Source organism: Erythrobacter sp. (assembly GCF_038133525.1).
Classification (GTDB): domain Bacteria; phylum Pseudomonadota; class Alphaproteobacteria; order Sphingomonadales; family Sphingomonadaceae; genus Qipengyuania.
In genome coordinates, this window is record NZ_JAYPTL010000038.1 from 14,488 (window position 1) to 32,944 (window position 18,457).

20 protein-coding genes and 1 tRNA gene are annotated in these 18,457 nt (G+C 62.2%); 13 read left to right on the forward strand and 8 right to left on the reverse strand.

The window, feature by feature from the left end; translation table 11 throughout:
- Position 1 precedes the first annotated feature (1 nt).
- The 4 genes from AAFM29_RS11080 to AAFM29_RS11095 are packed head-to-tail and all read left to right on the forward strand — an operon-like array spanning position 2 to position 5,031.
- The gene (locus AAFM29_RS11080) at positions 2 to 994 is read left to right on the forward strand and encodes a phytoene/squalene synthase family protein (protein WP_341712864.1); all 993 of its coding nucleotides are present in this window, start codon (positions 2 to 4) and stop codon (positions 992 to 994) included.
- 56 nt (positions 995 to 1,050) lie between these two features.
- A complete protein-coding gene (locus AAFM29_RS11085) occupies positions 1,051 to 1,515 on the forward strand; it encodes a hypothetical protein (protein WP_341712865.1) in 465 nt (154 codons plus the stop codon).
- 10 nt (positions 1,516 to 1,525) lie between these two features.
- The gene (locus tag AAFM29_RS11090; protein WP_341712866.1) at positions 1,526 to 3,424 is read left to right on the forward strand and encodes an acetyl/propionyl/methylcrotonyl-CoA carboxylase subunit alpha; all 1,899 of its coding nucleotides are present in this window, start codon (positions 1,526 to 1,528) and stop codon (positions 3,422 to 3,424) included.
- 56 nt (positions 3,425 to 3,480) lie between these two features.
- On the forward strand, positions 3,481 to 5,031 hold the full coding sequence (locus tag AAFM29_RS11095; protein ID WP_341712867.1) for a carboxyl transferase domain-containing protein: 1,551 nt from the start codon (positions 3,481 to 3,483) through the stop codon (positions 5,029 to 5,031).
- On the opposite strand, the gene AAFM29_RS11100 is transcribed toward AAFM29_RS11095, so the two are convergent.
- Entirely contained in the window at positions 5,028 to 6,302 is a 1,275-nt protein-coding gene (locus AAFM29_RS11100; RefSeq protein ID WP_341712868.1) for a multidrug effflux MFS transporter, read from the reverse strand. The genes AAFM29_RS11095 and AAFM29_RS11100 overlap by 4 nt on opposite strands.
- A 65-nt stretch (positions 6,303 to 6,367) precedes the next feature.
- Between AAFM29_RS11100 and dinB the strand changes: the two genes are divergently transcribed.
- A complete protein-coding gene (gene dinB, locus AAFM29_RS11105; protein WP_341712869.1) occupies positions 6,368 to 7,486 on the forward strand; it encodes a DNA polymerase IV in 1,119 nt (372 codons plus the stop codon).
- Here dinB and AAFM29_RS11110 read toward each other — a convergent pair.
- The 4 genes from AAFM29_RS11110 to AAFM29_RS11125 form a co-directional block, all read right to left on the reverse strand.
- Complete coding sequence (locus AAFM29_RS11110) at positions 7,483 to 7,953, reverse strand: NUDIX domain-containing protein (protein WP_341712870.1); 471 nt, start codon at positions 7,951 to 7,953, stop codon at positions 7,483 to 7,485. The two genes, dinB and AAFM29_RS11110, sit on opposite strands and share 4 nt — an antisense overlap.
- Complete coding sequence (locus AAFM29_RS11115; protein ID WP_341712871.1) at positions 7,941 to 8,561, reverse strand: 6-phosphogluconolactonase; 621 nt, start codon at positions 8,559 to 8,561, stop codon at positions 7,941 to 7,943. Before AAFM29_RS11115 ends, AAFM29_RS11110 begins: the two co-directional genes overlap by 13 nt.
- A gap of 75 nt (positions 8,562 to 8,636) precedes the next feature.
- A complete protein-coding gene (locus tag AAFM29_RS11120) occupies positions 8,637 to 9,098 on the reverse strand; it encodes a DNA starvation/stationary phase protection protein (protein WP_341712872.1) in 462 nt (153 codons plus the stop codon).
- A gap of 101 nt (positions 9,099 to 9,199) precedes the next feature.
- Positions 9,200 to 9,760: a hypothetical protein gene (locus AAFM29_RS11125; RefSeq protein ID WP_341712873.1), complete on the reverse strand. Its 561-nt coding sequence runs from the start codon at positions 9,758 to 9,760 to the stop codon at positions 9,200 to 9,202.
- 77 nt (positions 9,761 to 9,837) lie between these two features.
- On the opposite strand from AAFM29_RS11125, the gene AAFM29_RS11130 reads away from it, so the two are divergent.
- From AAFM29_RS11130 to AAFM29_RS11140, 3 genes are read left to right on the forward strand one after another with little or no spacing between them, the layout of a single operon-like run.
- Positions 9,838 to 10,632: an SDR family oxidoreductase gene (locus AAFM29_RS11130; RefSeq protein ID WP_341712874.1), complete on the forward strand. Its 795-nt coding sequence runs from the start codon at positions 9,838 to 9,840 to the stop codon at positions 10,630 to 10,632.
- A gap of 19 nt (positions 10,633 to 10,651) precedes the next feature.
- Complete coding sequence (locus tag AAFM29_RS11135) at positions 10,652 to 11,860, forward strand: acyl-CoA dehydrogenase family protein (protein ID WP_341712875.1); 1,209 nt, start codon at positions 10,652 to 10,654, stop codon at positions 11,858 to 11,860.
- Between the two features lie 4 nt (positions 11,861 to 11,864).
- The gene (locus AAFM29_RS11140) at positions 11,865 to 12,953 is read left to right on the forward strand and encodes an acyl-CoA dehydrogenase family protein (RefSeq protein WP_341712876.1); all 1,089 of its coding nucleotides are present in this window, start codon (positions 11,865 to 11,867) and stop codon (positions 12,951 to 12,953) included.
- Positions 12,954 to 13,118: 165 nt separating this feature from the next.
- Here the strand turns inward: AAFM29_RS11140 and AAFM29_RS11145 are convergent, their stop codons facing one another.
- Positions 13,119 to 13,490: a DUF4383 domain-containing protein gene (locus AAFM29_RS11145; protein ID WP_341712877.1), complete on the reverse strand. Its 372-nt coding sequence runs from the start codon at positions 13,488 to 13,490 to the stop codon at positions 13,119 to 13,121.
- Positions 13,491 to 13,881: 391 nt separating this feature from the next.
- On the opposite strand from AAFM29_RS11145, the gene AAFM29_RS11150 reads away from it, so the two are divergent.
- From AAFM29_RS11150 to AAFM29_RS11165, 4 genes are read left to right on the forward strand one after another with little or no spacing between them, the layout of a single operon-like run.
- Entirely contained in the window at positions 13,882 to 14,412 is a 531-nt protein-coding gene (locus tag AAFM29_RS11150) for a DUF4142 domain-containing protein (RefSeq protein ID WP_341712878.1), read from the forward strand.
- Positions 14,409 to 14,795 carry a cupredoxin family copper-binding protein gene (locus tag AAFM29_RS11155; protein ID WP_341712879.1) on the forward strand — a complete coding sequence of 129 codons (387 nt, stop codon included), beginning with the start codon at positions 14,409 to 14,411 and terminating at the stop codon, positions 14,793 to 14,795. Before AAFM29_RS11150 ends, AAFM29_RS11155 begins: the two co-directional genes overlap by 4 nt.
- 59 nt (positions 14,796 to 14,854) lie before the next feature.
- Positions 14,855 to 15,892: a transporter gene (locus AAFM29_RS11160; protein WP_341712880.1), complete on the forward strand. Its 1,038-nt coding sequence runs from the start codon at positions 14,855 to 14,857 to the stop codon at positions 15,890 to 15,892.
- 10 nt (positions 15,893 to 15,902) lie between these two features.
- A complete protein-coding gene (locus AAFM29_RS11165) occupies positions 15,903 to 16,862 on the forward strand; it encodes an AraC family transcriptional regulator (protein WP_341712881.1) in 960 nt (319 codons plus the stop codon).
- A gap of 556 nt (positions 16,863 to 17,418) precedes the next feature.
- Here the strand turns inward: AAFM29_RS11165 and AAFM29_RS11170 are convergent.
- On the reverse strand, positions 17,419 to 17,712 hold the full coding sequence (locus AAFM29_RS11170; RefSeq protein ID WP_341712882.1) for a YciI family protein: 294 nt from the start codon (positions 17,710 to 17,712) through the stop codon (positions 17,419 to 17,421).
- Positions 17,713 to 17,841: 129 nt separating this feature from the next.
- Here AAFM29_RS11170 and AAFM29_RS18095 point away from each other — a divergent pair, with 129 nt between their 5' ends.
- Complete coding sequence (locus tag AAFM29_RS18095; RefSeq protein ID WP_371830737.1) at positions 17,842 to 18,114, forward strand: winged helix-turn-helix transcriptional regulator; 273 nt, start codon at positions 17,842 to 17,844, stop codon at positions 18,112 to 18,114.
- A 151-nt stretch (positions 18,115 to 18,265) separates the two neighbouring features.
- On the opposite strand, the gene AAFM29_RS11175 is transcribed toward AAFM29_RS18095, so the two are convergent.
- A tRNA-Gly gene (locus tag AAFM29_RS11175) sits at positions 18,266 to 18,339 on the reverse strand.
- Between the last annotated feature and the right edge of the window lie 118 nt (positions 18,340 to 18,457).

Genomic DNA, 18,457 nt, shown 5'->3' on the forward strand with positions numbered 1-18,457 from the left:
GATGAACCTCCGCCCGACCCCCGCCAGCGCGGGCGGAGGGCGTGACCGGGCAGCACTGGTGGAGAAGGCGCGGATTGCGATCAGAGAAGGCTCGCAGAGCTTCGCCTCCGCATCGAAACTGTTCGATCGACACACGCGGGAGCGCGCGTGGTTGCTCTATGCCTGGTGCCGCCGTTGCGACGACATTGCCGACAACCAGGACAAGGGCGGGCCGCTTGGCGATCAGGGCGACCTCAAGGACGCCGAAGACCGGGTGCAGGCGATTCGCGTCCTGACGCGGCGTGCGCTCGAAGAGCAGCCAACCGCCGATCCGGCCTTCGACGGGTTCGGCCTGGTCGCCGACGAATGCGGGCTGACCATGGAGCTTGCCAATGACATGATCGGCGGCTTCGCGCTGGACGCGGGACGGTGGCAGCCATCGAACGAGGCAGACTTGCTGCGCTACTGCTATCACGTCGCGGGTTCGGTCGGCGTGATGACGGCTCTGGTCATGGGGGTAAGTCCCACGGACGGCGAGACGCTCGATCGCGCCTGCGATCTCGGGCTGGCCTTCCAGATTGCCAATATCGCCCGTGACATAGTTGAAGATGCCGAAGCCGGGCGATGCTACCTTCCTGCAGGCTGGCTGGCGGAAAAGGGCTGGCAATCGGGTGAGCATGCTTCGCCCGAAAACCGCCAGGCCCTCGCCAGCCTGATGCCGCGCCTTATCGGGCTGATGGAGAAGCACGAGCAGGCTTCGAAGCTGGGCGCGGCACGGCTGCGCTTTCGCCAGCGTTGGGCGGTGCTGGCGGCAGCGAATATCTATGGCGCAATCGGGCGCAAGGTGCTGGCGCGCGGCGCCGGTGCGTGGGACAGTCGAACCCGCGTAAGCCGGCCGGAGAAACTGTGGCATGTCGTCAGGGCCCTTGGCGAAGCACTGCTCAATCGCCCCTCCCCCCCTGATCAGCCAATCGACTGGACCCGCCACGATTTTCGCCCCGTAGCCGGGTGGTAACTTGAACCCCCGCGACGCTACGGCTAGCGCCGTTGCGAGAGAGACGGAGTGAGACCATGAAAAGCTGGACGAGCATGCTTGCCGCGGCGGCGCTGTGCCTTGGTACGCCCGCTATGGCGCAAGACGATAGCAACGCGCAGATCCTGCATTCGGTCGACGAATTCCTGCGCGGGCTCAACGAGCGGGACCCGGCAGTGATTGCCGCGGTATCGACCGAACAGGGCCTGCTGGTTTCTCACCGCATTCGCGAAGGCCGCGATGTGGTTCGGATGCGCAGCTTCGCAGAAGATCTGGTCTCCATCGGTGAGGGTGAGGAAACCTTCCGCGAAGTCTATTGGGATCCGACCGTGCTGGTCCGCGGCAATATCGCGGTGGTCTGGGCCGAATACAGCTTCGATCTCGACGGCAAACGGACCCATTGCGGGATCGATGTCTTCAACCTGATGAAAATCGAGGGCGCGTGGAAGGTCACCGGCATCCAATACACCGTCGAACCTGACAATTGCCCCAAGGGACGCTGACTTACCTACGATGATCAAGAAACTCCTCATCGCCAATCGCGGCGAGATCGCCTGCCGCATCATGCGCACCGCGCGTGCCATGGGAATCGCGACGGTCGCGGTCTATTCGGATGCCGACGCCAAGGCACTGCACGTTCGTTCGGCGGACGAAGCGGTTCATATCGGCCCCTCGCCCGCTGCCGAAAGCTATCTCGTTGGCGAGAAGATCATCGCCGCGGCGAAGTCGACCGGTGCCGATGCGATCCACCCGGGCTACGGTTTTCTGTCAGAGAACGCCGGGTTCGCGCGAGACGTGATCGACGCTGGGCTGATCTGGGTCGGCCCCAAACCCGAAAGCATCGAAGCGATGGGCCTCAAGGACGCAGCCAAGGCGCGCATGATCGCCGCCGGTGTGCCTGTGACGCCAGGGTATCTTGGCGAGGATCAGTCGCTCGAGCGGCTTTCGAAGGAAGCCGACATGATCGGCTATCCCGTCCTCATCAAGGCCGTCGCCGGTGGCGGCGGGAAGGGGATGCGCAAGGTCGACGACCCGAAGGACTTCGCTTCAAGCCTCGAAAGCTGCCAGCGCGAGGCGCGTGCGAGCTTTGGCAATGATGAGGTTCTGCTGGAGAAGTGGATCACCTCGCCGCGCCATATCGAAGTCCAGGTGTTCGGCGATAGCCACGGCAATGTCGTCCACCTGTTCGAACGCGACTGCTCGCTCCAGCGCCGCCACCAGAAGGTGATCGAGGAAGCCCCCGCCCCCGGCATGGACGAGGAGACGCGCGAGGCGATCTGCGCCGCAGCCGTGCGTGCCGCGAAGGCGGTCGATTACGAGGGCGCGGGCACGATCGAATTCATCGCCGACGCCAGCGAAGGCCTGCGCGCCGACCGCATCTTTTTCATGGAGATGAACACCCGCCTGCAGGTCGAACACCCGGTGACCGAGGAGATCACCGGGGTTGATCTGGTTGAGTGGCAGCTGCGCGTGGCGAGCGGGGAGTCAATCCCGCTTAAGCAGGAAGAGCTTTCGATCAACGGCTGGGCGATTGAGGCGCGGCTCTATGCGGAGGACCCGGCGAAAGGGTTTTTGCCAAGTCCTGGTCCAGTTGACGAGGTTTTCGATCCGCCCGAAGGACGCTTGGAATGGAGCGTAGAAAGTGGCGACAGCGTGACCGCCTTCTATGACCCGATGATCGCAAAGGCCATTTTTCACGATGATAGTCGAGAATTGGCGCGTCAGGGGCTCTTGAGAACTTTGAATAACCTTGTCGTGTTTCCAATCACGACCAACAAGGCATTTCTTTATGAATGCCTCGATTTGAAGGAATTCGTCGCCGGTGATCTTGATACTGGCCTGATCGCTCGACATGAGGAGACGTTGGTCGCAAGCCACCCTCCCTCACGTGATGTGGTCGTCTCGGCCGCATCGCGCTTTAGGCACGATTGGCTCGATTGGAGTGGAATTGACTGGAATGATCGAGCGTTTCGTGAAGGGACGTTTGGGTTTAGGCTAAACGCTTCGCCTAAGTCTAGCGTCACACTCTACTCAGGGGCGGAGACTTACTCGGCCAAAGCGGAGACCTTCGCAGGCAAGGCTCCTGCCGACCATTTGAATCCAGATACCATAGTAGTGACTGAGCGGGGCCGGGGACATTTGTTCACGTCGCAACCACAACGCGGAACAGGCCACCATCACGCACATGACGGCGACATCATCGCCCCCATGCCCGGCAAGGTCATCACAGTCGATGTGGCCGACGGCGACACCGTCACCGCGGGCCAGCGCCTGATGGTGCTCGAGGCGATGAAGATGGAGCACGCGCTCACCGCGCCCTTCGACGGGACCGTGTCCGGCCTGGCGGTCAGCGCCGGGAGCCAGGTGCAGGTCGACGCCGTGCTGGCAATTGTCGAGCCCAAAGAAGAATAAGGCTTCCCTTTCCGCCCGTCCCTTGCGAGCGTGCTGCCTGAGGAGAGCGGACACGCATGAGCTGGGCCAAGGAACTCGAAGAACTGCGCCACCGCGAGGCGCTGGCCGAACAGATGGGCGGCCCGGACAAGGTCGGGCGCCAGCATTCGCGCGGCAAGATGGATGCGCGCGCGCGGCTCGCTGCGCTGGTCGATCCGGGCAGCTTCCGCGAGATCGGCAAGATCGCCGGCAAGGGTTCCTATGACGAGGACGGCAACCTTGCTGGGGTGCTCCCCGCCCCCTTCCTGTTCGGCAAGGCCACGGTCAATGGCCGCCCGGTAGTGGCGACGGCCGACGACTTCACCATTCGTGGTGGTGCGGCCGACGCGGGGATCAGCCGCAAGATGGTGCAGGCGGAAAAGATGGCGCACGAGATGAAGCTGCCCATCATCCGCATGATCGATGGCACCGGCGGCGGCGGATCGGTCAGGACGCTCGAACAGATCGGGGCGACCTATATCCCGGCCGTGCCCGGCTGGTCGGATGTGGTGAGGAACCTCGACACGGTGCCCGTGGTGGCGCTGGCGCTGGGCCCCACTGCCGGCCTGGGCGCTGCGCGGGTCGTCGCCAGCCATTATTCGATCATGGTCAAGGGGCTCAGCCAGATTTTCGCCGCCGGCCCCGCCGTGGTCGACGGCCTGGGCGAAAGCTACAAGGGCCCCGAGGATCACCAGCGCGCCAAGGAGGAACTGGGCGGCAGCGAAATCCATACGCGCAACGGGGTGGTCGACGACGAGGTGGCCAGCGAGGCCGAAGCCTTCGCCCGTGCGCGCCATTTCCTCGGCTTCATGCCCGAACACGTTGGCCAACTCGCCCGCCGCGCTGCCTGTACCGATCCGGTCGACCGCCGCGAAGAGGCGCTGCTCAGCCTCGTCCCGCGCGAGGAGAAGCAGGTCTATTCGATGCGCCGCTGCCTCGACATGGTGTTCGACAAGGGCACGGTGTTCGAAATCGGCCGGCTGTGGGGCCGCACCGGGATCACCGCGCTGGCCCGACTCGATGGCTGGCCAGTCGCAGTCCTCGCCAGCGATCCGAGCTATCTCGGCGGTTCGTGGGACGCCAAGACCAGCGAGAAGGTGGAGCGCTTCGTCAAGCTGGCCGACCAGTTCCGCCTGCCGATCGTCCACCTGGTCGACAATCCCGGCTTTATGATCGGTCGCGAGGCGGAGATCGCAGGCACCATCCGTTACGGGGTGCAGGCGATGAACGCGGTCTACAAAGCGACCGTCCCGCTCGCCTCGATCGTGCTGCGCCGCGCCTATGGCATCGCCGGCAGCGCGATGAGCAACGCCGAGACCTACCAGTACCGCTATTGCTGGCCGTCGGGCGACTGGGGCTCACTCCCCATCGCAGGCGGGCTGGAGGTGGCCTATAAATCCGATCTGGAAGCGGCCGACGATCCCGCCGCCGAACTCGCGGCCATCCGGGCACGACTGGACAAGGTGACTTCGCCCTTCCGCAGCGCGGAACGGTTCAATGTTGAAGACATCATCGACCCGCGCGATACGCGCCCCTTGCTGTGCGAGTTTGCCGAACTCGCCTGGCGCAAGCTCGCCAGCGAGCCCTAGTCCTCGTCCTCATCTTCGGGATCGGGCGGACCGAACAGCGCCCCGCGTTCCGAATAGAGCACGAAGAACAGGCTGGTTCCGGCGGATACCAGCAGGGCCATAGCCAGGGGCCGTGCGGTGCCGTCATAGGCATAGCCCACCGCCGCACCCAGCGTCGCGCCCGTGGTCATGCGCAGGAAGCTCTGCGCCGACGAGGCGGCGCCAGCGATGTGCTTGAACGGCTGCATCGCGATCGAACCGAAGTTCGCCCCGATAAAGCCCAGCAAGCTCATGTTCGCCGCCATCAGCGGGACGAAGGTCCACAACGTCTCGGTCGGGCGCGTGGCGAACCACAACTGCATGCCCGCCACCACGATGAACAGGAACAGCGCCGTATGGCTGACCCGCCGCGCACCGAAGCGTTCGACGATGCGGCTGTTCGACCAATTGGCGATCGCCATGCACCCCGCGCAGATCGCGAATAGCAGTGGGAATTGGTCGCCTGCGCCAAAGGCCTCACCGATCAGCTGCTGGCTGGAGTTGATGAAGCCGAACAGGGCACCGAACACCAACGCACTGGCCAGCGTGTACCCGATCGTCGATCGCAGCGTCACCGCGCTGCGCATGTTGCGCGCAATGATCGAGACGTTGATCTCCTGCCGATCTGCCTCATGCAGCGTTTCGGGCAAGCGAAAATAGACCCACACGGTGATGATGCAGCCGAGCGCCGCCATCGCAACGAAGATCCAGCGCCAGTCGCCCATGGTGAGCAACACGCCCTGCCCGATGCTGGGTGCCACTGCAGGCACCAGCAGGAAGATCACGAAGATCAGGCTCATCATCCGCGCCATGCGGTCGCCGCCCACGCGATCGCGGATGATCGCCGGGGGAAGCGCGATAATGCCGGCGGCGAAGAAACCCTGCAGCGCGCGCAAGAAGATCATCTGGCTGAAAGTCTCCGCCGCAGCGCAGGCGAGCGACAGAACGATGTAGCATCCCAACGCTGCGAACAGCACCGGGCGCCGGCCATAACGGTCGGCAAAGGCACCGGGGATCAGCGTGCCGAATCCCGCGGCGAGCAGGTAGACGCCGACGATGAACTGGCGATCATTGCCTTCGGCGCCGAGACTGTAGGCAAGCTTGTCCAGCGCAGGCAGGATCGCGTCGATACCAAAGGCGTTGCACGCCATCAGCAGCGCCATCATCCAGATGAGCTCACGCTCGCCGATCCGTTGGCCGTGTGCAGCCTCGGCTATGGGGCGCTCACCACCGCCTTCAGGATCATTTCGCATATGCACAAGCGCGCAACTGACGGACACGGTTCCGCTTTGCAACCCGCCGCTCTATCTTGGTGCCGATGAGTGACGCGAAAGACACGGACGATGAGGGCGAGGCCGATGGCCTCCGCAAGATCATCCATGTCGACATGGATGCCTTTTTCGCCAGCGTCGAACAGCGCGACAACCCGGATTTGCGCGGCAAGCCTGTCGCGGTAGGCGGCGCGGGCGGGCGCGGGGTGGTCGCCGCGGCCAGCTATGAAGCGCGCAAGTTCGGCGTGCGCAGCGCCATGCCCTCGGTCACCGCCAAGCGGCTGTGCCCAGACCTGATCTTCGTGCGCCACCGTTTCGACGCCTACAAGGAAGCGAGCCGCCAGATCCGCGCGATCTTCCTCCACTACACCGATCTGGTCGAGCCACTGAGCCTCGACGAAGCCTATCTCGACGTCACCGAAGACAAGCTGGGGATCGGCAGCGCCACGCGGATCGCAGAGCTGATCCGCCAGGAAATCCGCGCCAAGACCCGGCTCACTGCCAGTGCCGGGGTCAGCTACAACAAGTTCCTCGCCAAGATCGCCAGCGACCAGAACAAACCCGATGGAATGTGCGTGATCCGCCCCGGGGAAGGAGCCGAGTTCGTCGCCAAGCTGCCGATCCGCCGCTTCCACGGCGTCGGCCCCAAGGGCGCGGAGAAGATGGCGCGCCTAGGCATCGCCACTGGTGCGGATCTGGCGACCAAGGATATCGCCTGGCTGCGGTCGAACTTTGGCAGCTTTGCCGACTATCTCTATCGCGCGGCGCGCGGGATCGACCTCAGGCCGGTGCGCGCCAGCCGCATCCGAAAATCGGTGGGCGGCGAACGCACCTTCAGCCGCGACCTTTCTGCCGGCAGCGAGCTGCGCGAGACGATGGAGGATATCATCGACATCGTCTGGACCTCGATCGAGAAGACCGAGGCTAAGGGCCGCACGGTCACGCTCAAGATGAAATATGCCGACTTCCAGGCTGTGAGCCGCGCAAAGACCGTGGACCGCCCCATCGAAACCAAGGACGAATTTGCCGGGATCGGGCGCGCCTTGCTCGAAGAGATGCTCCCGCTACCCATGCCGATCCGGCTGATGGGATTGACGCTATCCAAGCTCGAGGGAAGCGACGAGAAGGACGAGCCGCGCGCCGACGCGCAGCTGAGCCTGCTCTAGTTCTTCCGCGCCTGCCACAGCTTGAGCCGGGCCTTGGTCCGCGGGCTGAGCGGTTCGGGCAGCGAATGCGTCGGAAAGAAGCGAGCTTCGATCACTTCGCGCCCATCGGGTCGCGGCATGTCGTTGACGATGCCTTCGAAGATATGCGCGGTATGCGGCGCGCCGGAGAGTTCCTCTTCCAGCACGCCGACCAGTCTGAGCCCCTCGACAGGACAGCCCGTTTCTTCGAGCAATTCGCGCCGGGCGGCCTCTTCAGGCATCTCCTTGCGTCGCATGCCACCGCCGGGAAAATACCAGCCCTGCAGGCCGTAGCTGTGCCTGACGAGCAGGATCTGCCCGTCGAAATCGCGGGCAATGATGCTAACACCTTCCCCAGTGATGCCGCTGGCCTTGCGCCAATAGTGCCGCAGGCGATGCCCGCAGTTGAGCGCCAGACGGTGAAGTGGCGGTGGGATCAGGCGAAGCATGTCACCGGTTGTTTAGCTGCCGAAAGCAGCCGCGCAACCGGGAGGTCATGTTTACCCGCAAGTGCAGAGTCGAAAATCTCGCGCTTGTCCGCCCCGCGCATGACGAACACGATCGCGTCGCTCGCCAACAGTGACGGCAGGGTCAGGCTGATCCGATCGAACGGCGCCTCGGGAGGTAGCGGATCGGGGGTCAGGCGCAGGATGGCTCGCGGCTCGTCTACCCGAGGATCGATATTGGGAAACAGCGAGGCGATATGCCCGTCCGCCCCCATTCCCAGCCAGGCGAGGTCGAAGTGCGGCACGGCCTCCATCTCGGTCAGCGTGACGACTTCTGCCCCCGCAGGTTCGAACAATGCGCGCAGTTTGCCCGTATTCGAGGCAGGGTGTTCTTCGGACACGATGCGATCGTCGCCTGGCCACACGACCAGTCGCGTCCAGTCGAGATCGCGTTGAAGCAGGCGTTCCATGATCGGGAACGGGGTCGAGCCTCCGGGTACGGTGATCGTCACCGGCCCTTCGCGCGAAGCCATGACGGCAGAAAGCCGTTCGGCCAGCCAGTCGGCGATGTGCGTATCGTCCGCATTCTCGATTATCGTCACGTCAGTCATGCCACGCTGATACACCAAGGCCGCCCACACCCAAGGGCGAAGGCGGCTAAAGATGCTGTGCGCATAGCTATTCGCTCACATGGCGGTCTGGCGCAGGAACCAGATACGCTCCTCGCACGCGTCGATCCATTCATCGACCAACGCGCTGGTGGCATTGTCGTTTGCCGCTTCGGCCGCATTCTTGAGCGTTTCAAGGCGCTCGTGCAGCGTCTCGTTGTCACCCTTGAGTTCCACGACCATCTCGTCTGGACCAATAGCGGTAGAATCCTGGTCCTTGATCCTGGTGTGCTTGGCGATGGCCCCGATCGAGGTCAGGGTTTCGCCGTCCTGCTTGCGCGCACGCTCGGCAATGATGTCGACGGTCCCGAAAAGCTGCTGCGCCTGTTCGTCGAACATCAGGTGGAGGTCACGAAAACGTGGTCCCGCGACGTGCCAGTGGAAGTTCTTGGTCTTGAGGTAGAGCGCAAAGGTATCGGCAAGCGTGCCATTGAGCGCGGCGATGAGTTGGGTCTTCGAGTTACTGCTGGCATTGGCCATGGAAACGTCCCTTGTCTGGAATTGCGTTCACATACCCTACGCGCAAGCAGCGCACTTGTTTCCCGATCAATAGGATTAACAATAATCGAATTTACCGATTATTAGATGAGCCCGCGCGCGCTGGCTCCGACCACACAGGCAATCAGGAACAGCGCCACGGCCATCACGATCCGCAAACGGCGCAGCGGCAGGCGGCGCTCCAAATCCTCGCCCATGGCCCATCCCAGTGCTACGGCCGCTCCGCCACCCAAGGCCCCGCCAAAACCGGCGAGTGAAGGCGATGCAAAGAACACCGCGAAAGCCGCAACGAGGAACCGCGACGCATCGGTCAACTGCCGCGCGAATAGCACGATGGCAATCGCACCGAGCGATCGCGTCGGTTCCTCAGGCTTGCGGAAGCGATGCGGCCAGCCGCATTCGAACGCCGCCAGCAGCAGGGCGATGGCAACGAACATGGTCGAGGCGTCCTGCGACATGCCGGCTGACAGGCGCCCGCCGAACCACGCCGCGGCGAAGGCCGTGCCCGCCGCGCTGGCCAGTGCCACCAGCAAGAGCGCGGTCGACGCCCCCAGCCGTTCGCGAAGCGCCGCCACCATCAGCTGATCGCGCGCGCCTGCGGCGGCAAGAAAGCTGGCTACCATGGCAAACAGTAATGATGTCACGGCGCGCCCTCGCTCCCCTTTCGCTGCCTACCGCCTTGCGATAGCACGGTAGGCAAAGAAACACAGGGAGAGAGGCGATGGAACTGACACCGGGAATGGCGGCGGTGGTTACCGGCGGCGCATCTGGGCTTGGCAAGGCGAGTGCGCAGGCACTGGCGGACGCGGGGCTCAAGGTAACGATCTTCGACGTCAACGAGGAAGCGGGCGAGGCCCATGCCGCGGCGATCGGCGGCTGCTTTGCACGGGTCGACATTACCGATGAGGACTCGGTCGTTGCCGGCTTCGAGAAGGCCCGCGCGGCGCACGGCCAGGAACGCGTGACGGTACACTGCGCGATGACCAGCCGCCGCGGCAAGACGCTGGGTTGGGACAAGGAAACCGGCAGCTACAAGCGCCTGGCGACCGAAGACTACGCCTTCGGGGCGGAGGGTATCCTCGTATCATCCTATCGCATTGCCAGCCATTCAGCGCTGGGCATGGCCAATTCGGAACCGCTCAATGAAGACGGCGAACGTGGCTGCATCACGCTGACCGCCAGCGTCGCGGCACAGGACGGGCAGATCGGACAGGTCATCTATGGCAGCTGCAAGGCGGGCGTGAACGGCCTCGTCCTGCCGATGGCGCGCGATTTGATGGACATCGGCATTCGCATAAACTCGGTCATGCCCGGCATTTTCGCCACGCCGCTGATGCTGGGCATGAAGGATCGCAATCCGGCGATGTGGGCCCAGCTCAACGCCAGCGTCCCCTTCCCCAAGCGCCTCGGCCATCCGGAAGAATTCGCTTCGCTGATCGTCGAGATCGCGCGCAACAGCTACATCAACGGTCACCAGTTCCGCCTCGACGGCGCAATCCGGATGCCGCCCAAGTAAGGCCTTAGGGGAAGCAATCATGCAGATCGAATTCGGTCCCGAGCTCGAGGCCTTCCGCGCGGAGGTCTGTGCCTTTCTCGATACGGCCCCCACGCCCGAAATTCGCGAGGCCGGGCGCAAACTCACCAGCGTCTTCGCACCATTCGACCAGGTCATGGCATGGCATCGCATACTTTACGAAAAAGGCTGGGCCGCGCCCGGTTGGCCGGTCGAGCATGGCGGGACTGGCTGGTCGATCGAACAGCGCCATATCTTTGCCGAGGAGTATCGCCGCCGCGATTTGCCGCCCCTGCTACCGCAAGGGCTCGGCATGGTTGGCCCGCTGCTGATCGACATCGGCACCGAAGAACAGAGGGCAAAGTACCTGCCCGGAATCCTCAAGGGCGAAGACTTCTGGGCGCAGGGATATTCGGAACCGAACTCCGGTTCGGACCTAGCCTCGCTCAGCTGCCGCGCCGATCCCGACGGGGATGACTACATCATCAACGGGTCCAAGATCTGGACCACCTATGCCCACCACGCGAACCGCATGTTCATGCTGGTGCGCACCGACAACACAGGCAAGAAGCAGCAAGGCATCACCTTCCTCCTGCTCGACCGCATCGACTATCCGGGCATGACCATCCGTCCGATCATCGGGCTCGATGGCTTTCCCGAGCAATGCGAGGTGTTCTTCGACAACGTCCGCGTACCCCAATCGGGCCGCGTCGGTGCGGAAAACGATGGCTGGACGGTGGCCAAGCACCTGCTCAAGCACGAGCGCGGCGGCGGCGCGCAGAGCCCGACACTGCACCGCGGCATCGAACGAATCCGCGAGGCAGCCCAGACCACCCCCAGCGGTTTCGGCACCATGCTCGCCGAAGATCCGGTGTTCCTGCGCGATCTGGGCGAGCTCGAGGCGGACATCGCCAGCTTTGAGCACTTCGAGAAGCTGGGTGTCAGCGGCCACCCGATGGCCAACGATCCGGCCTGGCCATCGATGAACAAGACGATGAATTCAGAGCTGACCCAACGGATCAGCGTGCTGATGACGCGGGTCTGCGGCACCGAGGGGCTGCCGCTGCAACATGAGGCACTGCGCGTCGGGGCGAATGTCGAACCGCTCGGCAGCGACCTGGAGCTGGTTGCCATGCCCTATTACCTCAACAGCCGCGCGACGACGATTTACGCCGGATCGAACGAAGTGCAACGCGACCTGATCGCACGCACCGCCGGACGGGGGGCCTGACGCGATGGACTTCAACTTCACCGATGAACAGCAGATGCTGCGCGACAGCGTCTCTTCCTTCCTCCAGCGCAGCTATGACTTTGACGCCCGGAACAAGATCGTTCGTGGAAGCGACGGGTGGTCGCGTGCCGTCTGGGAGCAATTGGCGGAGATCGGCCTGCTCGCCCTTCCGATTGCCGAGGAGGCAGGCGGCCTTGGCGGTTCGGCACCCGATTTGGTGGTCATTGCCGAACCCTTCGGCGCCCACCTGCTGGCCGAACCCTTCCTGGCAACCGCCCTCCTCGCCGCACCACTCCTGGCGAAGGCTGAAAGCGGCGAGCTGGAAGCGATCATGGGCGGCAGCAAGATCGCCGCATTGGCATATGAGGAAGGTCACGGGACCGCCGACCCCTCGCAAATCGCGATGACTGCAAAACGCGATGGTGACGGTTTCGTGCTCGAAGGCGAAAAGCGCATGGTCCTGGCGGGCGCAGATGCCGACCTGCTACTGGTTGTCGCTCGCCTGGACGGCAAGCTGGCTCTCTTTGCGGTCGCTTCAGGCCAGGGCGACACCGTAACGACCGGCTACCAGACTATCGACGGTCGCCGCGCGGCGAATATCCGGTTCACCGGAGCCCGGCTTGGCGGCGACGCCCTGCTTTCGGCGGATATCGGACCGGTGCTACGCGAAGTACTTGATATTGCACTCCTCGCGCTCTGCGCCGAAAGCGTCGGCGCGATGGGCGAATTGCTTGCGCGTACCGCAGACTATGCCGCGACCCGCAAGCAGTTCGGCGTTCCGGTACTGACCTTTCAGGCGGTGGCGCATCGCCTTGCCGATATGAAGATCGCCTACACCAAGGCACGGGCGACCTTGCTCTACACCGCCGCGCTAATGGAGGCGGGGCATGCAAGCGAACGCGATATGGCGATCCTCAAGGGCCAGATCGGCAAGCTCGGTCGCGAAGTGGGTGAAGCCGCCATCCAGACACATGGTGGGGTTGGCATGACCGACGAACTTGCGATCAGCCACTTGCACAAGCGCATTCTCGCCAACGACGCTTTGCTTGGCGGTTTCGAATACCACTTGCGCAAGGTCGGCAATCTGACCTGACAAAGGTCTGCCAGACGCGTTGCCCGTTTGGGTTGTAGGTACCGGAAATGCAAATCCGGCAGCCCTGGCGCGAACGCCAGAACTGCCGGACCAGGAGGGTATCATCGATCACGCGGAGCGATGAGGACACGGCCCCTCGATCGATCCGCGTGATGTTTGATTCAGTTACGCAGTCGCGAGCGCACGCTCACGCGAGATCAGGCCGCCGGCCAGGATCGCAACGGCGAGGCCAGCGTGCAGCCAACGGTCGGCTTCGTTGATGTGGATCATGCCGAGCAGCAGGTGGCCTTCGGTAAGGAAGCCCAGGATCGTGACGGCAACATAGCCGATACCAATACCCAGGATAGTCGCCCGCGATTTGCCCATCGAGGCGCCGATCAGGAAGACGAAACCGGTTACGACATGCACCAGGTTGTGCATGGTGTTCACGGCAAACAGGCCATCGGGCGAAACGATCGGGTTGGGAACGAAGCCCAAAAGGCCGGTGGCAACGAAGGTGGCGCCCAGAACGCGGGCAAGAAGTTTGGCATCAATCATAACGGTCATCCTAGCAGTAAAACGGGTCGACTGATTATTCAGTGAGGCCCCCAGCTAGGTCGGGTTTTGCGGGCCGAACTAGGCCCATTGCCGCGATATGTACGGTTAGCAAAATCTTATGGATGATCCGCATCGTCTGGCGCCAATTTCAGCTGAAATTGCCCTGGATGCCGGGGCTCCAGGTTCTGCGAATCAGGAGTGATTCTTTGCTGAAGCCACGATTCGTTCGGCCCCTCATCGCCAGATTTGCCCATTTTAATGCAATTCGTCCAAACTCCGATGCGAGGTGTCCGTGATCAAGGGGCGCCCGTTTTCACCGCCCGGATGACCTGCCAACTGCCCTCTCGTTCGCACGAACGAACGACAGTTCAACCAATGAAGGAACAGCCTGATGATCCGCAACCTGACCCGCGTTGCCGCGGCCGCACTCCTGGCTTCTGCAACCATTTCTGCCCCCGCCATGGCCGATGAAGGCCCGACCGACATGCAGATCGCGCATATCGCCTACACCGCCGGCAACCTCGACATTCGTTACGCCCACCTGGCGCTGGCCAAGTCGAGCAACCCCGAAGTTCGCAAGTTCGCCGAACTGATGATCCAGGACCACGCTGCCGTGAACGATCTGGCCGTCGGCCTGCTCACCAAGCTCGGCGCTTCGCCTGAAGACAACGCCACCAGCCAGCAGCTGATCGCCGACGCGAATGCCAAGCTGAACGCCATGGCCCAGATGCAGGGCGCCGAATTCGATCGCGCCTATGCCGCCAATGAACTCGGCTACCACCAGTTCGTGAACAAGACCGTTGAAACCGCTTTCATCCCGGCGGTCGACAACAAGGAATTCAAGGACCTGCTTGGCCAGGCGCTTGAAATCTTCAAAGTGCACGAAAAGCATGCCGAACACATGGTGCGGGTGCTCAAGTGAGAGCCATAGCGCTCAATTTCGCAGCAGGGGGCCGCAATCGCGGCCTCCTGTCTGCTTTCGTGGGACTGTGGGCCCTGCTCGGCTTCATGGCGGTCTTCGGATCGTCGGATGAGCTCTCAGCGAAGGCGCCCGCCAAGCCGCAGGTCCACATCGTCGAAATACACCACTTTCAGTTTTCACCCGCAGTGGTGGAGGCAAGGCCGGGTGACACGATCACCTGGAAGAACCTGGATGCCGCCCCGCACACGGCCACGGCCAAGCAATGGGATTCGGCCAAGCTGAACCACAGCCAGAGCTGGAGCCTGAAGGTCACCGACAAGGGAACCTTCGAATACATCTGCACCTACCACCCAGCCATGAAGGGCAAGGTCGTCGTCAAGTAGACGCCCCCTGCCGATCCAGCCCCGCATTGCTCAACCCCGAATTCCAGAACGAGACCGAAATGCCCACCCGTTTGAAGACATCCGCCTTGCTCTCATCGGCATTGCTTTGCCTCATGGGGGCACAGCCAGCCATGGCGCATCACGTAACCGTATCCGGACCGGCGAATTCCGCGGGCGCGATCACGACTGTGAGCCCGGAAACGGCAAAGGCGGGCGATCTCGTGCTCGGTGTCGAATTCTACGTTGAGGACTACAGCGCCTTTTCCGACGCCGAGTTGATCGAGTTCGCGGAGGACGACAATGAAGGCGTGCACAATACCGATACCGCCTACATCAGCACGCTGGGCCTCGAATACGGACTTACCGACCGACTGAGCCTGAGCCTTGCGCTCCCCTTCATCATTCGGAACGGCATCCGCGAAGCGGGCCACCATGGCGATGACGGCGATGCAGACGGCGAAGAACCCGAGGTCGAAGCGCTCGGCACGGCCGACGGCGTCGGCGACCTTCAGCTGGGAGCCAAGTTTGCCCTGCTCGATCGCGAAACCGACGGCGTCGGGGTCGCCTTGCTGGCAGGCTTGAGCATTCCGACCGGCGCCACCCGGCAGCGGACAAATGACGGAGAGCGGTTCGAAGCCGAATTCCAACCCGGTTCGGGCTCATGGGACCCTCGCTTCGGCCTGTCGCTTGGCAAGGATTTCGGTCCGCTGTCCGCCACCGCAAACGTGCTCTACACGCTCAGGACCGAGGGATCGCAGGACACCAATCTGGGTGATCACCTCGCCTTCAACGCGGGGCTCAGCTGGCGGCTCGGCAAGGGCTCGCACGTCCACGCCGACGGCTCATTCGAGCGGCACGAAGCGCTCGACCTGATCCTCGAAGTCAATGGCGAGTGGGAAGAGCGTGAACGCATCGGATCGGTCCGCGACATCCACAGCGGGGGCACACAGATCTTCCTGGCGCCCGGCCTGCGCTACAGCTCGGCAAATGGCTGGTCGATATTTACATCGCTCGGGATACCGGTTCATGAGGACCTGAACGGCATCCAGAACGAAACGGATATCCGCTTCAAATTTGGCGCCGGTTTGAATTTCTAGGGGTTGGCAGGTGAGATCGAACACCGTCCAACCGGAGAACTCGATGAACATCCTCGACGACATCCTCAGCACGCTCAACCTCAAGGGCACCCTCTATTTCCGCACCGATCTGAGCCCGCCCTGGGCCGTCACGGTCCCGAATCTGGAGCAAGCCGCCCGGTTCCACCTGTGCGTGCAAGGGACCTGTCTGGTCGGGTTCGAGAACGGCGAATATGCCGAGCTGAAGCCAGGAGATCTGATCCTGATCCCGCGTGGGCGTTCGCATACCCTCTCCTGTACACCGGTCGACGAGGCGCCCCCGCTTGAAACGGTCCTGAGCGATGCCGGCTACGACGGGCGCGGCGTACTGGTGGTCGGCAAGGGCGATCGCAACGCATCTACCCAGCTGATCTGCGGGCATTTCACCCTGCGCGATGGCGCAGACCATCCGCTGCTGCGCGCCCTCCCCGATTACCTGCTCACATGCTCGGCCACTCGCGCCCGCGAGGTATGGCTGGACGAAGTCCTTCGCCTGCTCACTCGCCGGATGTTCAGCGAAGGTGATATCGCCGAAGCAACGATTACGCGGCTATCCGAAGTCTGCTTCATCGAACTGCTCAGGCTGGGTGTCGGCAGCACGCCTGAAATGGCATCGATCCTGACCGCGCTGACCGACCGCCAAATCGGCAAGGCCCTGCAGCTCATGCATCGCGAGGCCGACAAGCCGTGGACCGTGGGCAGCCTTGCCAGCGAAGTCGGCATGTCGCGCAGCAGCTTCGCCGATCGCTTCCGCGAACTGATGGGCATGGGCCCGATGAGCTATTTGTCGGAATGGCGCCTGCAAAAGGCTCTCTCGCTGCTGGAAGACACGGGCTGCTCCGTCCAGCAAGCAGCGGCCGGTACAGGATACCAATCACCTGCCGCCTTCACGCGCGCCTTCACCACCCGCTTCGGCTATTCGCCAAGGGAGCTGAAACGCAAGGCGGGATAGGGACCTCGGCTACTGAGGTGCCTCCGGCTCACAGATCAGATCCGGTGGTGCGGCAGTTGCCGGCCCATCATTTCGGTGGCTTGCTGCGATAGTATGGACTTAGAAACCCGATCCCAACCGCAACATGGCAGGGTTTCGGGATATATTGGGCCAATGCGTGTACCAACTTGCCTAGCAAGGCGTTTGCCCATTCGTCGTTCCGATGCGGTTTAGATAAGACCGCGATATCAAGCAGTAGGTGACTGTGATGGTATTCGGCTGTCGGGTAAGCTCTGCCTTTGCATGCCCCTGCACCGGAATCATGCTCGTCGATGATTGCCTCAATTCTCGCAAGCAATTCCACTGGCTCGATCTCGAGGTCGGCCGAGTATTTGAGATCAGCTTGAGGCATCGAATTTCACCTTATTCAATGAGGAACGCACACGGCCGGATAGGTCAATGGCACTTACGTTCAACGCAGTACCCGCCCTCCATACTTTGCGTGAATCAAATAACCTAAGTTGAGAGAGAATTGAGCGATGCGGGCCGATGTTTTCGTCGAGATTCAAGGTGGATATCACTTGGCAGGCAGGATATCACTGTAGGCGTCCGCAGCCATCACAGGCTCAAACTCCGTAATGGAATAGCAAGCCGCGCCAGCCTGAACAAACGGATCATTCCGCAAAAGGGTATCCACTTCCAATCGTGTCTTATGTTGCGACAGCAAGATTCCTCCAGTTCGGGGGGATTTGCGCCCACCAAACATTAAATTGCCTTTCTTATATTCGTCAGACAAATATTTTCGATGCTGCATCGTCAGATTCTGGGTAATTAGATCAAGCTCAGTAAATTCAATATCTATTAAGAACATGTACGAAATTCCTTCAATCTTATGGAAATGCTTCTGTATTAGAAGCGCGCCTGCTACCGAAAGAGAAGCGCCATGACAACCCCTCTTCCAGGTCGTGCCAGTCGAGGATCCACATCGGGGCAGCCCCTTATGGCCACCTTCGACCTTCTTGGACGGCGTTGGACTATGCGAATCTTGTGGGAACTGAGAGCTAAGCCTCTGAACTTTCGCGCACTGCAAGCCGCCTGTGATGAGGTCTCGCCCTCAGTTTTGAACCGTCGACTGAAGGAATTGCGGGTAAGCTTGTTGATCGCACCTGAGGCCGAAGGATATGCTCTAACCCCCTTAGGACAACGGTTGATGCAAGACCTTGACCCATTGCGAGACTGGTCAAAATCCTGGGCTGATGCGCTGAGTAGTTGAAGCAGCTATCGCTGAATATTGCGGCAGTTGCGTTCGCTGATCGTCAAGATTTATTGTGATCAGCCCGTTCAAGGACGGCATTAGTCCACACCATAAATCTATCAGACAGAGCCCTGACCCGCACAGAAAGTTAGAAAATTGTTGGGAGCGCTGGAGCGGGTGAAGGGAATCGAACCCTCGTCGTCAGCTTGGGAAGCTGCTGCTCTACCATTGAGCTACACCCGCGGAGCGCAGGCGCGCTTGCCCGACCTTGCGGTAGCGGTCAATATGGCATTGTCCCGCGCGCGCTCAGGAACGCTTGCTCTGCCCGTGCGCTGATCCGCGTGAAGGGAAGGTTCATGGC

Excerpts from the sequence above, each read along its gene's own strand:
- AAFM29_RS11080 (WP_341712864.1), top strand. The coding sequence starts at position 2 with ATGAACCTCCGCCCGACCCCCGCCAGCGCGGGCGGAGGGCGTGACCGG.
- AAFM29_RS11085 (WP_341712865.1), top strand. The coding sequence starts at position 1,051 with ATGAAAAGCTGGACGAGCATGCTTGCCGCGGCGGCGCTGTGCCTTGGT.
- AAFM29_RS11090 (WP_341712866.1), top strand. The coding sequence starts at position 1,526 with ATGATCAAGAAACTCCTCATCGCCAATCGCGGCGAGATCGCCTGCCGC.
- AAFM29_RS11095 (WP_341712867.1), top strand. The coding sequence starts at position 3,481 with ATGAGCTGGGCCAAGGAACTCGAAGAACTGCGCCACCGCGAGGCGCTG.
- AAFM29_RS11100 (WP_341712868.1), bottom strand. The coding sequence starts at position 6,302 with ATGCGAAATGATCCTGAAGGCGGTGGTGAGCGCCCCATAGCCGAGGCT.
- dinB (WP_341712869.1), top strand. The coding sequence starts at position 6,368 with ATGAGTGACGCGAAAGACACGGACGATGAGGGCGAGGCCGATGGCCTC.
- AAFM29_RS11110 (WP_341712870.1), bottom strand. The coding sequence starts at position 7,953 with ATGCTTCGCCTGATCCCACCGCCACTTCACCGTCTGGCGCTCAACTGC.
- AAFM29_RS11115 (WP_341712871.1), bottom strand. The coding sequence starts at position 8,561 with ATGACTGACGTGACGATAATCGAGAATGCGGACGATACGCACATCGCC.
- AAFM29_RS11120 (WP_341712872.1), bottom strand. The coding sequence starts at position 9,098 with ATGGCCAATGCCAGCAGTAACTCGAAGACCCAACTCATCGCCGCGCTC.
- AAFM29_RS11130 (WP_341712874.1), top strand. The coding sequence starts at position 9,838 with ATGGAACTGACACCGGGAATGGCGGCGGTGGTTACCGGCGGCGCATCT.
- AAFM29_RS11135 (WP_341712875.1), top strand. The coding sequence starts at position 10,652 with ATGCAGATCGAATTCGGTCCCGAGCTCGAGGCCTTCCGCGCGGAGGTC.
- AAFM29_RS11140 (WP_341712876.1), top strand. The coding sequence starts at position 11,865 with ATGGACTTCAACTTCACCGATGAACAGCAGATGCTGCGCGACAGCGTC.
- AAFM29_RS11145 (WP_341712877.1), bottom strand. The coding sequence starts at position 13,490 with ATGATTGATGCCAAACTTCTTGCCCGCGTTCTGGGCGCCACCTTCGTT.
- AAFM29_RS11150 (WP_341712878.1), top strand. The coding sequence starts at position 13,882 with ATGATCCGCAACCTGACCCGCGTTGCCGCGGCCGCACTCCTGGCTTCT.
- AAFM29_RS11160 (WP_341712880.1), top strand. The coding sequence starts at position 14,855 with ATGCCCACCCGTTTGAAGACATCCGCCTTGCTCTCATCGGCATTGCTT.
- AAFM29_RS11170 (WP_341712882.1), bottom strand. The coding sequence starts at position 17,712 with ATGTTCTTAATAGATATTGAATTTACTGAGCTTGATCTAATTACCCAG.
- AAFM29_RS18095 (WP_371830737.1), top strand. The coding sequence starts at position 17,842 with ATGGCCACCTTCGACCTTCTTGGACGGCGTTGGACTATGCGAATCTTG.